Annotated in this window: 16 protein-coding genes; 14 read left to right on the forward strand and 2 right to left on the reverse strand. The window is 36.4% G+C overall.

Features of this window, described 5'->3' with window-relative positions; all coding sequences use genetic code 11:
* The first annotated feature begins 32 nt into the window (after positions 1-32).
* The 13 genes from H5J24_RS01155 to H5J24_RS01210 all read left to right on the forward strand — a co-directional run bounded on the left by H5J24_RS01155 (position 33) and on the right by H5J24_RS01210 (position 11,607).
* A complete protein-coding gene (locus H5J24_RS01155; protein WP_068944763.1) occupies positions 33-680 on the forward strand; it encodes a Crp/Fnr family transcriptional regulator in 648 nt (215 codons plus the stop codon).
* Between the two features lie 127 nt (positions 681-807).
* The gene (locus tag H5J24_RS01160) at positions 808-1,650 is read left to right on the forward strand and encodes a DUF5777 family beta-barrel protein (RefSeq protein WP_068944762.1); all 843 of its coding nucleotides are present in this window, start codon (positions 808-810) and stop codon (positions 1,648-1,650) included.
* 1 nt (position 1,651) lies between these two features.
* Positions 1,652-1,999, forward strand: a complete 348-nt coding sequence (locus tag H5J24_RS01165; RefSeq protein WP_068944761.1) for a hypothetical protein — start codon at positions 1,652-1,654, stop codon at positions 1,997-1,999.
* A 9-nt stretch (positions 2,000-2,008) separates the two neighbouring features.
* A complete protein-coding gene (locus tag H5J24_RS01170) occupies positions 2,009-2,551 on the forward strand; it encodes a YceI family protein (RefSeq protein ID WP_068944760.1) in 543 nt (180 codons plus the stop codon).
* Positions 2,548-3,072: an ankyrin repeat domain-containing protein gene (locus tag H5J24_RS01175; protein ID WP_082811287.1), complete on the forward strand. Its 525-nt coding sequence runs from the start codon at positions 2,548-2,550 to the stop codon at positions 3,070-3,072. Before H5J24_RS01170 ends, H5J24_RS01175 begins: the two co-directional genes overlap by 4 nt.
* Position 3,073: 1 nt before the next feature.
* Positions 3,074-3,835 carry a DOMON domain-containing protein gene (locus H5J24_RS01180; RefSeq protein ID WP_068944759.1) on the forward strand — a complete coding sequence of 254 codons (762 nt, stop codon included), beginning with the start codon at positions 3,074-3,076 and terminating at the stop codon, positions 3,833-3,835.
* 146 nt (positions 3,836-3,981) lie between these two features.
* Positions 3,982-4,986: a GrpB family protein gene (locus H5J24_RS01185; protein WP_228407679.1), complete on the forward strand. Its 1,005-nt coding sequence runs from the start codon at positions 3,982-3,984 to the stop codon at positions 4,984-4,986.
* 33 nt (positions 4,987-5,019) lie between these two features.
* Positions 5,020-5,856, forward strand: coding sequence for a GNAT family N-acetyltransferase (locus tag H5J24_RS01190; protein ID WP_068944758.1), 837 nt, complete (start codon positions 5,020-5,022; stop codon positions 5,854-5,856).
* Positions 5,857-5,968: 112 nt separating this feature from the next.
* Entirely contained in the window at positions 5,969-6,391 is a 423-nt protein-coding gene (locus H5J24_RS25445; protein ID WP_283250755.1) for an alkaline phosphatase family protein, read from the forward strand.
* 14 nt (positions 6,392-6,405) lie between these two features.
* Positions 6,406-7,251 carry an alkaline phosphatase family protein gene (locus H5J24_RS01195; protein WP_283250756.1) on the forward strand — a complete coding sequence of 282 codons (846 nt, stop codon included), beginning with the start codon at positions 6,406-6,408 and terminating at the stop codon, positions 7,249-7,251.
* 320 nt (positions 7,252-7,571) lie between these two features.
* On the forward strand, positions 7,572-7,838 hold the full coding sequence (locus H5J24_RS01200) for a hypothetical protein (RefSeq protein WP_232815976.1): 267 nt from the start codon (positions 7,572-7,574) through the stop codon (positions 7,836-7,838).
* A gap of 21 nt (positions 7,839-7,859) precedes the next feature.
* Positions 7,860-8,108 carry a hypothetical protein gene (locus H5J24_RS01205; protein ID WP_232815977.1) on the forward strand — a complete coding sequence of 83 codons (249 nt, stop codon included), beginning with the start codon at positions 7,860-7,862 and terminating at the stop codon, positions 8,106-8,108.
* Complete coding sequence (locus tag H5J24_RS01210) at positions 8,041-11,607, forward strand: WD40/YVTN/BNR-like repeat-containing protein (RefSeq protein ID WP_232815978.1); 3,567 nt, start codon at positions 8,041-8,043, stop codon at positions 11,605-11,607. Before H5J24_RS01205 ends, H5J24_RS01210 begins: the two co-directional genes overlap by 68 nt.
* 130 nt (positions 11,608-11,737) lie before the next feature.
* Here the strand turns inward: H5J24_RS01210 and H5J24_RS01215 are convergent, their stop codons facing one another.
* On the reverse strand, positions 11,738-12,616 hold the full coding sequence (locus H5J24_RS01215) for an NAD(P)H-binding protein (RefSeq protein WP_068945212.1): 879 nt from the start codon (positions 12,614-12,616) through the stop codon (positions 11,738-11,740).
* A 172-nt stretch (positions 12,617-12,788) separates the two neighbouring features.
* On the opposite strand from H5J24_RS01215, the gene H5J24_RS01220 reads away from it, so the two are divergent.
* Positions 12,789-13,214, forward strand: a complete 426-nt coding sequence (locus H5J24_RS01220) for a winged helix-turn-helix transcriptional regulator (protein ID WP_082811286.1) — start codon at positions 12,789-12,791, stop codon at positions 13,212-13,214.
* Positions 13,215-13,266: 52 nt separating this feature from the next.
* On the opposite strand, the gene H5J24_RS01225 is transcribed toward H5J24_RS01220, so the two are convergent.
* The gene (locus H5J24_RS01225; RefSeq protein ID WP_082811285.1) at positions 13,267-14,319 is read right to left on the reverse strand and encodes an NAD(P)-dependent alcohol dehydrogenase; all 1,053 of its coding nucleotides are present in this window, start codon (positions 14,317-14,319) and stop codon (positions 13,267-13,269) included.
* Positions 14,320-14,327: the final 8 nt, after the last annotated feature.

Below are 14,327 nucleotides of genomic sequence, written 5' to 3' on the forward strand. Positions count from 1 at the left end.
TATATTTGTTATAAAATATTGACAGAAAGGATATGAGCAATCAATTTATTATTCAGAAATTCGGTTTTCTGGGAAACGACTTTATGGATGAGCTTCAGAGGCATGCTGTTTTAATAGAAATAAAGTCTAAAACCGAAATTATAAGAGAAGGACAAAAGAATAAATATGTACCTTTTTTAATTAAAGGATCCATAAAAGTTTTTACGCTTAATGATGGGAGAGAATTGATCTATTACTATATCAAAGAAAGTGATAGTTGCCTGATGACTTTTTCTTCTATTTTTACAGATTACATAAGCAGAGTATACGCTGTCGCGGAGGAAGATTCAGAAGCGTTGCTTATTCCTGTGTCCATTATGCATAATTGGTTGCTGCGATTTCCTGAGATCAATAAATTGTTTTATCATGAATATGACAGACGTTTTTCTGAAGTAATGAGCATGGTGAACGATGCTGTTTTTCATCGTCTGGATAAAAGAGTTCTTAATTATATCAAACAACAAATTTCCGCTACCGGAAATAATCCCATAAAAATTACCCACAGAGAGATTGCTAATAATCTTGGAACTTCCAGAGAAGTGGTAAGCAGGGTGTTGAAAAAAATTGAAAGTGATGGAGAGATTCTACAAACTAAAGAAGGAATCAAAGTCGCAATAAACGAAAATGTTAGATTGATCTAATTTATATTGTTTTAGAACTTTTTACCTTATGATTGATAAAAACAATCTTCTTGGTGACTTTTATCACACATTTTTGAATTGATAAGACGATAGATTTGTCATATCATAATTTAATACAAATTGTTATATGACAAAAACTCTCTTATTTTTATCAGTATTTTCATCAGTTTTTGCCTTTGCACAGGAAGATCTGCTGAAAGATATTGATACTATTAAAACCAATTCGGATACCTCGCAGCCTGCATTCAAGGCGTTGCAGATTGTAACGGGGCAATCCACTAAACTTGCTGCCAAAAAAGAATGGTATATGGTTGTTGCACACCGGTTTGGTGATGTAAGTGCAGGTTTTAAAGATTTTTTTGGGCTGGATAATGCTTCTACTAAACTTGGAGTAATCTATGGTGTTACAGATGCCATATCCCTAAGTCTTTCCAGAGAAACGAATATGAAAACCTTTGAAGGCGGCATAAAATATAAATTAGTAAGACAAAACGAAAACTTCCCGGTAGATATTGTCGGCTACAATGTGATGGGGGTAAATACAGCCCTTGATAAAGATACATATCCCCACCTTACGTTTAGTGACAGGTTATCTTATCTTACACAGGCTTTAATTTCCAGAAGGTTTAGTGATAAGTTTTCATTGCAGCTTACTCCTTCATATGTACATAAGAATCTTTACGAACCTTCTACTGAAGATAAAAATCAGTTTTTAGCAGGTCTTGGCGGACGCTATAAAATTTCAAAAAGAATTTCTATAAATGCAGAATATTTTGTGAATTTCGATAATCACAGTTTCTATAAAAATCCTTTGTCTTTAGGGATGGATATAGAAACCGGAGGACATGTTTTCCAGCTTTTATTCACAAATTCCCAGATCAATTCAGATATAGGATATCTTACGAATGCAACCGGAAATTGGGGGAAAGGACATATTTTCTTTGGGTTTAATCTTTACAGAGTTTTTTAATATGAAAAGAGCAAAATACATACTGACCCTATCATTGGCTGTGGTGATCATTGCCTGTGAAAGCAGAACTTACGAAGAAGTTTCAGAAAATAAGCCCATCATCTTACCTGTAAAATATACAACAGATATAAAGCCGATTATGGATAACAACTGTATAGGTTGCCATTCTGCAGGAAGTTTTAAACCTTTAGCCACTTATGACCAAGTTAAAAGTAATATAGACGGAATTTTGGATCGCATTCAAAGACCAAACGGAGACCCAGGAAAAATGCCTAAAGGAGGTTCATTATCTGCAACTCAGATTAATATATTTATTAAATGGAAAGCTGATGGATTAACCGAAAACTAAATATTTGATATGAAAAAACTAACATTATTGACTGCAGTTCTGCTTTTTGCCGGATATGCTTCAGCCCAGAAATACAGTTCAAAAACCGGTAAACTAACATTTGAAGCATCAGTACCTCTATTTGATGATATCTATGCCCAAGATGATAATAATACGGTCATTCTTAATGCTGATACAGGAGAAATGGCATCTGTTTCTGTCGTTAAAAACTTCCATTTTAAAACGAAGTTGATGGAAGAACACTTCAATGAAAGTTATGCGGAGTCTGCTAAATTTCCTAAAACTACATTTAAAGGAAAAATTGTAGGATTTGACAAATCAAAATTGACAGCCAGCCCGCAAAAATATACAGTTCAGGGAACTTTAAACTTCCATGGTGTAGATAAAACAATAGCCTCTGCCGCCTCAATATATACAAAAGAAGGAAAGATTTATATGCAGGGAAGCTTTGTGGCAAAACCGGCAGATTATAAAGTAACAATACCTAAGGTGGTTACTAAAAAAATTGCTGAAAATGTAAATGTTGAATATAACTATATACTGATAAAATGAAAAGTCTGATCATTATAGTAAGCATATTTCTGAACTCTTTATTGTGGGGACAGGGAAAAGAAAAATCAATATTTGATATTGCCAGAAGCGGAACAGTCACAGAAGTAAAAGACCTGATGAAACAGAATCCGGATATCATCAACCAGATTAATGAAAATGGTTTCTCACCCCTTATTTTGGCTTGTTACAGAGGAAATGTAGAAGTAGCAGAATTTCTGATTAATCATGTTAAAGATGTCAACTATAAAAGCAAAGAAGGAACTGCTTTGGCAGGACTGTCTGTAAAATATAACAAAAAGCTGGTAGAAGATTTATTAAAGAAAAATGCAGATCCCAATATTGCAGACCCCACAGGATTTACCCCTTTGTTCTGGGCTGTAAAATTCGGTAATAAAGAGTTGGCAGAGCTACTGCTGAAATACAAGGCAGATAAGACACTAAAGGATTCAATGGGAATGACTCCCTTCGAATATGCTTTAAAGGCAGACAATAAAGAAATTATAAATCTATTAAAAAATTGATATGAAAAAAACTTTACTTACACTCAGTATGGTCCTTGCAAACTTTGCCTGGGCTCAGTTTTCGTCAGGAACGGTACCTCTTTCGGCTACCGGTATGACGGTGAAATTAGATACTACCCCATCGGGATTAACCATGACAGTAACAGGTGACAGCAATTCTATGTTAGGAATTGGTTTTGGAGGAAACGGTGTAGATACCGGTGGTATGGCATCGGGGTCAGATGGATTTATTTACAATGCTTCTGCCAGCAGAGACTATACATTTATAGGAAAGACGACCCCTAATCCCGATCCTGTACAGGACTGGACTGAAACATCCAATACCGTTTCAGGAAGTACCAGAACAATTGTTGCTACGAGATCACTTTCGGGAGGGCCGGGAGATTTTGCAATTGCTAATGCCGCAGGAACAATCAATATCTTTTACTCTCGTAAAAGCGGGGGCTCTGCTTTGGGCTATCATGATGCAGGCAGAGGATACGCAGTATTAACAATGACAGCCAGTACTTTATCTGTAAATGAAACGGTAGCAGAGTCTAAAAAAATGATTCTTTATCCTAACCCTGCCAAAACATCGGTAAGCCTTAAGAATTTCGATAGCGTAAAATCTATTGATATTTATGAAAGTACAGGAAGAAAAGTAAGATCATTAAGACCAAGCCAAGAAAAAATAAATATTGAAGATCTGAAATCCGGAATTTATTATTTTGAAATGCTGTTGAAAGACGGAAGTACATCTTACGAAAAACTTATTAAAGAATAATCGTAAAAAAACACACCTAAATATTCAAAAGAATACCTCTGATTTTTCGGAGGTATTTTTTTATTGATCAGTTTGAAAACTATTGAAATGCTTTATTCTAAAGGGACTCATTGAATTTCCATATATTTGTGTACAACTGGAATCTCATGAAAATTATCTTTGAAAAATACAATCCTTTCTGGAAAGAACAGTTTGAATCTATTAAAAGTGAACTGGAGAAGAATATTGGCTTGTTGCATCCAATCATAGAGCATATTGGAAGTACGTCAGTAGAAGGATTATCAGCCAAACCCATTATAGATATTATGATTGGGGTGAAAGATGAATCAGAACTCGATAAAGTTCCCCCATTACTACAAGGAAAAGATTATGTGTATTATCAAAAGTACAATGAAGATATGCCGTATCGTCGTTTCTTCATTAAGCTTACAGATCAACCTCATAATCTGGGATTTCCGGAAGTTATTTATTCAGAATCTGAAATTCCTGAAGAACTTCACAATCATCGTCATCGCATAGCTCACATTCATACAATTCCTGTTTCATCAGAACATTGGCTTCGCCATATTGCGTTTCGGGACTATCTTCGTACTCATCCTGAGATAAGAGAGGAATATCAGCAGTTAAAAGAAAAGCTCAGTACCATGGAATGGTTTGATGGTAATGATTACAATGAAGGAAAAGATCCGTTTATCAAAAGAGAAGAAAAGAAAGCCGTCCAATGGTATTTAAATAATAAGAAACTTTATACTTTACCCATGAGAGATTTAAAGGAAATAGCCAGCCAGTTGGCGAAATCCAAAACATTAAATGATTTTATAGAATATGGAGGAGTGGCCGCTGCTATTGAAACAGCAGATGGAAATATATATACGGGAATCAGTATTGATACAGCATGTTCTATGGGATTTTGTGCCGAACATAGTGCTGTAGCGGAAATGTTGAAGAATGGAGAGCATTATATTAAAGCAGTAGTAGCGGTGGGAAGTGATGGAAATGCCATTCCGCCCTGTGGACGCTGCAGAGAATTAATGAGCCAGTTATCTAAAGAAAACCTTAATGCTGTCATAGAAGTTAAGAATGATATTTTTGTGACTTTAAAAGAATTGATGCCTTATGATTGGAAAGAAGACCTTGGAAGAGAATGGTAGTTGTAGAATCAATAAATTAAAAAATAAAGATCCATGGAGTTTAAAACTTTAGCAAATGTAGATATAGAAGAGCTTTTAGCCGTATTTAATCATTCTTTTTCTGATTATATTGTTCCTTTTCATTTGACCAAAGAAGTACTTATTGCTAAAATTGCCACTGAAAAATTAGATATGAATCTATCAGTAGGTGCTTTTGAAAATGATCAACTAGTAAGCTTCATTCTTCAGGCAGAAAAAATGGAAGACGGACAGAAGATTATTTACAATGGTGGAACCGGAGTAATACCAGAAAGCAGAGGGAAAGGGTTGGTAAGAAAAATGTATGATTTTATCATTCCTGTTCTAAAAGAAAAAAATGCAGATGTATTACTGCTGGAAGTGATTGAAGGAAATGAGGGCGCAATCAGAGCATATGAAAACTTAGGATTTACAAAGATCAGGAGATTACTTTGTTTTAAAGGAAATATCAATTCCGGGGAAGTGAAAATCGATGTTACGATCAAAGAAATGAAAGATTTCCAATGGGAAGAACTTCAGTCTTTCTGGGATATAGAACCTTCATGGCAAGGTGCTATTTTTTTACTGAATCCCATGCCGGAAAACTTTAAAGCTTTAGGAGCCTATGCTGGTGAGAATCTGGTAGGTTACATCATTTACAATCCTACCTCTGGAAAAGTACATCAGATTGCAGTGCATAAAGAGTATAGAAACCAGGGGGTAGGTGCTGGACTTTTTGCAGCTATAGCAGACGGACAGCCCATTGCTATCAATAATGTAGATGAAGCGTCCAATAAAACGGCTGTATTTCTTGAGAAAAAGATAGGCCTTCAAAATTGGTTATCACAGTTTGAAATGAAGCGTAACATTTAATCAGGTACTTTTTTATTTCAATTAAAAAATTAAAAGGTTTTAATATACTTTTAATCCCATAAACTTTTCAGGGAGCAGTAGAGAATGTAACTTTGCCGAAAATTTTAAAATAATGAAGCGAGGAATCCATTTTTTACTGCTGTTTATTTCTTTCACTATTTTTGGCCAGCAAGGAATTGCAGATACTGCTCAAGTAGTAGTGCCTGGCCGTCATAATAGCATTGAAAATCAGTCAAAACCTTATGTTATCATGATTTCCACAGATGGTTTTCGATATGATTACGCTAAAAAATACAATGCTGAAAATCTGTTGAAACTTTCTGAGAATGGAGTGAAAGCAGAAGCTATGATTCCAAGTTATCCAAGTATTACTTTTCCCAATCACTGGAGTCTTATTACCGGACTTTATCCATCTCATCATGGTTTAATAGATAACTTTTTCTATGATTATAAGAGAAAAGAAACCTACGCGATGAGCAATAAAAAAATGCAGAAGATGGGAGCTGGTACGGCGGAGCTCCTCTTTGGGGATTAGCGGAAAAGCAGGGAATGGTATCAGCATCTTTAATGTGGGTAGGATCTGCCAGTGATGCAGGAGGAACGAGACCTTCTTATTACTATCCGTATCATGAAAAATTTACTCCCTCTGAGAAAGTAGAAAAAGTAGTGAACTGGCTAAAATTACCGGAAGATAGAAGACCGCACTTTATTTCACTGTATTTCCCGGAAGTAGATGGAAGCGGACATCATTTTGGTCCAGATACCAAAGAAACAGAGGTAGCCGTTCACCTGATTGATCAGGCAATAGGAGACTTAGTGAAAAAAGTCAATGATTTAGGGTTAAAAAATGTCAACTTTGTTTTTGTTTCAGACCACGGGATGATTAAAGTAGATGGCGGAACACCATTGGAAATTCCGGCTCTTCTTTTTGATAAAAACAGATTTGATTTTTACAACTCGCAGACGCTATTGAGAGTGTATGTTAAAAATCCAGATGAGGTAAAAGCTGTTTATAAAGAATTAAAAGCTCATAAAACAGGGGACTACGATGTGTATTTAGATAAAAAATTACCAAAATATCTGCACTTTGCAACAAGAGATGATCAATACAATAGAATAGGACAGATTCTTCTCCTTCCGAAAGCTCCGAAAATATTTCTGGAAAAAGGCAAGAAAACTTCTGTAGGGAAACATGGGTACAATCCAAGAACAGTTCCTGAAATGAAGGCAACTTTTTACGCATGGGGACCGGAATTCAAAAATAATGTAAAGATTGATGAATTTGCTAATGTCAATGTTTATCCTTTAGTTGCTGAGGTTTTAGGATTAAAAATTGATCAGCCGATCGATGGAAAGTTGAACGTTTTAGAAAAGATTTTAAAAGATAAAAAATAGATTTTAATTTAATAGAATCGCAATGCAAGAATGTATTGCGATTTTTTATTAATTCCTTAATCAGTTTCGGCGCACCAAAGGTGCGCCGAAACTGATTTTAATACAATAAACACATAAAATATATGCATAAATATTATTTAAAATAAATATAGATTGTAGAATTGTTGTTTTTTGTGATTTTTTTTTATAATTTCTACATTGTATTTTTATATATTTAAAAGTGAATTATTTCGAAGTTTATGAAAATTTTTGCCAGTATCATAATAATGTTCCTGATTTGCTGTAAACCCTCTGCTCAAACAAGTTATTTAAGTAATGACATGGAAAATAAGTACTCCACAAAACTGAGTCCTGACAACAGGTTTATTCTCTTTTACCAATTCGAAGATAACCCTCTTGAACCGGGCAGATGGCTTACTTATTATGTAACAGAGGCCAAAACGAATATTCTTAAAAAAGAAAAAACAAAGTTACTTGCAGATTCTATTTATTGGAAAGCAGACAATATGCTGGTCATAATACCTTATCGTAAAATGATAAAATCTGAGCTGGAAGTAGACAAAAAGAAAGTGACAATCAAATTGTAATACCTATAAAATAACCACGACATGAAAAAAAACTACATCAGAAACGGAGTAATGGTAATAAGCGCTGTTTTTTTATTGAATGCCTGCCAGCATTTCAATACACAAGCAGACACCAGCCGCCCGCCGTCATCATCAACCACTGACGGGATGGTGAAAAAGAAAGAAAAAGAATCCACGGAACAGGATAACATTAAAGTTTCGGATGAAAAAAAAAGTCTATGCTCAGGTACAAAAAGAGCAAAGCCTGAAAAAAATACTTGCTTACAATGATCCAAAGTTTAGTAAAGTTTTTGAAAACTTTGGTGATGGAACTGAAGAAATCCAGCTTAGAAAGGAGTTGCTGATGAGTATGGCAAAACCTGGTGAAATGGTATTGGGACACCGTGCGGATAAAAAATTAAGAGAGCAGGAAGCTGGAGCCAAAGAGAAAAAAGGGATTGAGGAGATGGCAGAATATAGACGTCAGATTACAATGCCTATTGGTACAAACAAAATGCTTTATGAAGATGGAAATTTACTGAAGGAGTATAATAAGGCTCTCAATAGTGCTACTCTTAAACAAGCTAAGCAAAAATCTTCTATTGCCGCTAAAAATGGAGCTTATTCTATTAACAATGTTGTGTTTACCGAAAGAGGTCCTAATAATATTCCGGGGAGGGACAGAAGTATTGTAGTTTCGCCTCAGGATCCTAATAAATGGTATGTAGGATCAGTAGGAGGTGGCGTCTGGATTACTGATAATGCGGGAACAACCTGGAAAAATACAACAGATTTTGCGGTTCCTAACCTGGCTACTTCTACTATTGCCATTTCTCCTCAGAATGCTAATGTTGTGTATGCAGGAACAGGAGAACCTTTTGGGAATTTAGATAAAATTACAGGAACAGGGCTTATAAAATCTACAGATGCAGGAGAACATTGGACAAGATTACTGAATACTGCTGCTTTTGGGGATGTAGGAAGATTATTGGTGAGTCCTACCAACGCAAATCACCTATTAGCAGCTACTTCAAAAGGAATCTATGTAACCCAGGACGGTGGAACAACCTGGAATCAGACATTTACAGGATCAACGGTAGGTGGTACCACTTATACTTCTACACAAGACCTTGTAGCAACCAGCGATTTCAGTGCAATATATGCTTCTGTTAATACTTTAGGGGTTCTTAAATCTACAGATGGTGGGGCAACCTGGACAAAAGTATTTGATGCTCTGGCACTTAATAAAGCAATAAAAAGAATGGAAATCGCTGTATCTCCGGTTAATCAGAATAAAATTTACTTAAGCTGCCAGGAAGGATCAACTACAGCAGTGTATATGTCTGCCAATGCAGGAGGCAGTTTTCAAGCATTAACCTATAAAACTGGGAACAGTAAGGAGATTTTGGGTGATCAGGGATGGTATGACAATGCTATTGCAGCACATCCTTTTAATGAAAATATTATTTATATAGGCGGAGTTTCTGTTGCAAAAGTTACTGTAGATACTACAGATAACTCGTACAATGTACTTTCTATTGCAAGCGGGTATAATACAGCATATCTGAACACAGCAGTGCATCCTGATCAACATGGTATTGTTTGTCAGGTAGATCCTGCAAATCCTGCCCAGTTCAGGTTACTGCTTACGAATGACGGCGGAGTATATTCTACACAATATAAAACAAACCCGGGGGAAACTCAGGGAGATTGGAGTAATCCTGTTACAGGACTTAATACCACACAGTTTTACGGTGCAGACAAAAAGAATGGTGCAGATGTTTATGTCACAGGAGCTCAGGATAATGGTTCATCAGCTACCCTTACAGCTCCGTCATCAAGCACTTCAAACTACTTATCTTTATTAGGTGGAGATGGGTTTGAAGCCCTTTGGAACTATAATAAGCCTAACGAAATGATATTTGGTTCACAATACAATAACTTTGTAAGAACAGAACAAGGGGTAAGCCTTAACGGTCGCTTTACAGCCAGAAATGCAGACTATGGATCAGCATCATCTCCGTTCTATTCTAAACTAGCCAATGCTAATAATAATCCGGATGTTATATTTACGGTATCTTCTAAAGGAGTTTGGAAGTCCCCGGATTTTGGAAGAACATGGGGCTTGACAACTTTTACGGCAGCAAACAACGGAACATGGAACGGAAATGCTTCATTTGCCACTGTAAAAGTATCAGTAGCAAATCCTGATGTTATTTGGGCTGGATCTGCTGCCTCAGGAGGAACAGGAACAACATATAAAATTAATGTTTCAAAAGATAATGGATCTACTTTTGTAAAAACAACAGGTAATCTCCCAACGACAGGCAATTACTATATCAGTGGAATTTCACCATCAAATACAACGGAAGCCAGAGCATATGTGCTGTTTTCTGTAGCAGCTCAGCCGAAAGTGGTAAAAACCAATGATTTTGGAGCAACATGGACGGATATTTCAGGATACAGCACAGGATCTACATCTACAGGTTTCCCAGATGTACCGGTACATAGCTTAATTGAGATGCCTTTTGACGACAGAATTCTTTGGGCAGGAACAGATATAGGAATATTTGAAACAGTAGATGGGGGTGCAACTTGGTCTCTGGTAACTACAATGCCGCCGGTTTCTATCTGGCAGATGAAAATTGTAAATGACCAGGTGGTTCTTGCTACTCATGGTAGAGGAGTCTGGACAGCTACTATTCCTGAATTGGCAACCTATGTACTTCCTGAATATGTTTCACGTCCAATAATCAAGAGTGCAAATCAGGTAGCTATTCACGATATGAAAGCTAAGGCTGTCTTTAATTATACAAATCCGCAAATTACAAGCCTGAAGGTTTATGTTGACAATGCTTATGTGTCAACAATATCGAGTACTCAGCCTAATACAGATTATACATTTACGACCACTTCAACTTTATCGGAAGGAATTCATTCTGTTTCAGTAACCGGAATATATGCTAACGGAACAAAGGAAACTATCAAGGATACAAAGTCTTTTGATATTATCAATTTTAATAGTGGAGCTGCCGCAATTAATGTCCCGGCCTTTACTTCCAATGATATATATGTTGGTTCAGGTAAATTTGTAGTAGATAATGTATCTAATAAATTCACTTATAATGTATTGAATAATATTGGACATCCATACGCAAACAATACTACCTATCAAACCTATATCAAAACACCTGTTATTGTAGGACAAGCTTCAGCAATGACAATGAGACATATGGCTCTTACTGAGGCAGGATACGATTTTGCTTATGTGGAAGGATCTAAAGATCTTGTGAATTGGACTACAATGGGTGTTTATGATGAAGCGTCATTCAGTAACTGGAATAATGGAGGGGCAGCTCTTTCTGCAGCCAATGTAAACGAAACATTATTCCAGAATAGTTCTTTAAATTTAGGGGCATTTGCTTCTGGAGATGAAATTGCTGTAAGACTCCGTTTGGTAAGTGATCCGGAGGTTGCTTCTTATGGATGGCTTATTAAATCTATCGTTCCTACTTCTTCTCTTGGAGTAAAAGATATAGTGAAATCGGAAGAAGGAATTAGACTAGTCCCTAATCCGGCAGACGATGTTACGGGGATTATGCTTCCATCTAATAATAAAGGAGATGTAGATGTTTATGTATATGATGCTTCCGGAAGACAAGTAATGTCACTGAAGAAGCAGAAGGGACCAAAAATTGAAATGAACGTTAAAGGTTTGACAAAAGGTCTTTATCTGGTACTTATAAAAACAGGTACAGAGAATAAGGCATTGAAATTAATTAAAAACTAATTATTACCCTTATTTTTTGCAGGCTGTACTTTACAGGTTTGCTTGTTTTTAAAAAAAATAAAAGACCTTCCAGACAGGAGGGTCTTTTATTTTATACTAGCAAATTTCGGTTTTATCCTTCAATTTCAGCCTAAAACTTAGCAGCAAATTCCTTAGCGAAATCTTCCAGTTTAACACTTCCGTTTACTGGAGATCCGTGGTCAATAAAATCTTTTTGTACAGTTCCTGTTTTCATTCCCTGCCCCATTTCAACATAGAGTTTGGCCATGTCTTGTGGCAAACCAGCCTGAAGCATTCCGTTGAAAGAATCTTCATCTGAGAATTCCACCCAGGGAAGTTCAGGTTTTTCAACTGATGCTCCTAATACTTTAGCAAAATCAGATGCTTTTCGGGAGTCGCTTACAATATATCTGATATTTTTACCTCTCTCACTTTTTACCAATTCCTTTGCAGCTGCCTTGGCAATATCTGTTGGATGTACTACAGGAATTTCTGTGTTTTCAGAATAATTTCCACCCATAATTCCTGCGTTTTTAATCAATGGGATATCATTGAAGAAATTTGTATAAAAATAACCTGCTCTTAAAAAGGTAAATGATGTGTTTTCAATTTCATTATAAAGCTTTTCGATATGGTGAAGTCCTTTGATAGGACCGTTTTCTACAGGTGATGCTGCTCCCACACTGCTTAACATGACCGCTCTTTTTACCCCGGTTTTCTTTAATGCTTCCGCATAATTCTTTCCGGCATTGATTGTATTCTGAACGATATTTTCGGCACTGATGGCAGGTGGTGTCATCACAAATACAGCATCTGCTCCGGTAAAAGTCCGGGTTAAGAAATCAACATCTGTAATAGAGCCGATAGCAGGTTTCGCTCCTAAAGATTCAATATCTTGTTTTCTTCCTTCACTGCTGCTGATAACAGTGATGTCGTGTCCTTCTTCTACCAATTGCTTTGCTAATGGTTGGGCAACGTTTCCTAGTGATCCTGTGATAATAATTTTCATATGTAGATTTTTTATTGTTTTTAATGACCATGGCATTGCTGAGTACTGACTCGTCCTGATCAATTTGATCAAATGACTGCGATTTCATAGATAAATATTTTTTTATTTCATGAGACAAAGTTATATTTGTACTTACTTTTATACAAGTACTTACCCTAAAGTATGTGTCATCATGGCAGCAATTAAAGAAAGTTCAACCATTCAGGAAAACAGAAAGATAGTGCAGGATTGTCCTGTAATGTATGTTATGGAAAGGATTGGAGGTTTTTGGAAACCTATTATCCTATTCAACCTTTCTACAGGAGAGAAAAGGTATAGTGAACTGAAGAAAGCAATTCCTGCTGTTACAGAAAAAATGCTAATTCAACATCTGAAACAGCTTGAAGCAGACGGATTGATTATAAGAACTGCAAAGCCTGTAGTTCCACCTCATGTCACTTATAAATTAAGTGAAGCTGGAAACAAACTGGCTCCTGTTATTGATGCTATGGCAGAGTGGGCATTTCAGGATATGGAAAGGAATGATCATCAATGTGCTGAAGGAAACAGATATCGGGTTGATAAAAATCAGAATGTCTTTAGTAACAACCTAAAATAATAAACAAGGGTATTCAATTTGAATACCCTTGTTTATTATTTTACAGAAAGAATTATAACGATTGCATATCAATTACAAAACGATATCTCACATCACTTTTCAACATTCTTTCATAGGCTTCATTGATATCCTGCATTTTGATCATTTCAATCTCTGAAACAATATTATGCTCCCCGCAGAAATCTAGTAATTCCTGAGTCTCTGCAATACCTCCGATCACAGATCCTGCCACAGATTTTCTTCCCAAGATCATAGGAACGGTATTCAAAATAGGTTCCAGACCTCCTAAATATCCCACAAGAACATGCGTTCCGCTGATATTTAAAGTCGTTATATAAGGATTTACATCATGTACATAAGGAACCGTATCAATGATCACATCAAATTTTCCTTTTACCGACTTCATCTGTTCTTCGTCTGTGGAAATAATAACATGATCCGCCCCCAATTGCTTAGCATCCTCAGTTTTTCCTGGGGTTCTTGAAAATAAGGTAACTTCGGCACCTAACCCTTTGGCTAGCTTAATGGCCATATGTCCTAATCCGCCTAGTCCTACAACAGCTACTTTAGAATTTGGCCCTACATTCCAGTGTCTTAGAGGAGACCATGTTGTAATACCTGCACAAAGAAGCGGTGCAACGGCAGCAAGGTCAAGATTTTCAGGAACCTTTAGCACATGATGAGAATCTACCACCACTTTTTGAGAATACCCTCCAAAAGTATGACCTCCCGAATGCTTATCTTTTCCATTATAAGTTCCTGTGAATCCATTTTCACAATATTGTTCAAGATCATGCTGACAGCTGTTACAATGCCCGCATGAATCTACGATGCATCCTACTCCTGCAAGATCACCTACTTTAAATTTGGACACTTCACTTCCCACTTTTGTAATTCTTCCTACAATTTCATGTCCAGGTACAGCAGGGTATAGGGTTCCACCCCAATCGTTTCTTGCTGTATGAAGATCAGAATGGCATACTCCGCAGTATAGAATTTCAATTTCTACATCTTTGGAAGTAATCTCTCTTCTTTCAATATTCATTTCTTTCAGGTCTGCTGTGGTGGACTCTGCCCCATAAGCTTTTACTGTAAATGTGTTCATTTGATTAT

It is taken from the genome of Chryseobacterium capnotolerans (assembly GCF_021278965.1).
Taxonomy (GTDB): domain Bacteria; phylum Bacteroidota; class Bacteroidia; order Flavobacteriales; family Weeksellaceae; genus Chryseobacterium; species Chryseobacterium capnotolerans.

Bases quoted from the DNA above. Each gene is read 5' to 3' on its own strand.
- H5J24_RS01190 (WP_068944758.1), top strand. From the start codon at position 5,020: ATGGAGTTTAAAACTTTAGCAAATGTAGATATAGAAGAGCTTTTAGCC.
- H5J24_RS01175 (WP_082811287.1), top strand. From the start codon at position 2,548: ATGAAAAGTCTGATCATTATAGTAAGCATATTTCTGAACTCTTTATTG.
- H5J24_RS25445 (WP_283250755.1), top strand. From the start codon at position 5,969: ATGAAGCGAGGAATCCATTTTTTACTGCTGTTTATTTCTTTCACTATT.
- H5J24_RS01170 (WP_068944760.1), top strand. From the start codon at position 2,009: ATGAAAAAACTAACATTATTGACTGCAGTTCTGCTTTTTGCCGGATAT.
- H5J24_RS01215 (WP_068945212.1), bottom strand. From the start codon at position 12,616: ATGAAAATTATTATCACAGGATCACTAGGAAACGTTGCCCAACCATTA.
- H5J24_RS01200 (WP_232815976.1), top strand. From the start codon at position 7,572: ATGGAAAATAAGTACTCCACAAAACTGAGTCCTGACAACAGGTTTATT.
- H5J24_RS01205 (WP_232815977.1), top strand. From the start codon at position 7,860: ATGAAAAAAAACTACATCAGAAACGGAGTAATGGTAATAAGCGCTGTT.
- H5J24_RS01220 (WP_082811286.1), top strand. From the start codon at position 12,789: ATGGCAGCAATTAAAGAAAGTTCAACCATTCAGGAAAACAGAAAGATA.
- H5J24_RS01180 (WP_068944759.1), top strand. From the start codon at position 3,074: ATGAAAAAAACTTTACTTACACTCAGTATGGTCCTTGCAAACTTTGCC.
- H5J24_RS01225 (WP_082811285.1), bottom strand. From the start codon at position 14,319: ATGAACACATTTACAGTAAAAGCTTATGGGGCAGAGTCCACCACAGCA.
- H5J24_RS01155 (WP_068944763.1), top strand. From the start codon at position 33: ATGAGCAATCAATTTATTATTCAGAAATTCGGTTTTCTGGGAAACGAC.
- H5J24_RS01160 (WP_068944762.1), top strand. From the start codon at position 808: ATGACAAAAACTCTCTTATTTTTATCAGTATTTTCATCAGTTTTTGCC.
- H5J24_RS01185 (WP_228407679.1), top strand. From the start codon at position 3,982: ATGAAAATTATCTTTGAAAAATACAATCCTTTCTGGAAAGAACAGTTT.
- H5J24_RS01195 (WP_283250756.1), top strand. From the start codon at position 6,406: ATGGTATCAGCATCTTTAATGTGGGTAGGATCTGCCAGTGATGCAGGA.
- H5J24_RS01210 (WP_232815978.1), top strand. From the start codon at position 8,041: ATGAAAAAAAAAGTCTATGCTCAGGTACAAAAAGAGCAAAGCCTGAAA.
- H5J24_RS01165 (WP_068944761.1), top strand. From the start codon at position 1,652: ATGAAAAGAGCAAAATACATACTGACCCTATCATTGGCTGTGGTGATC.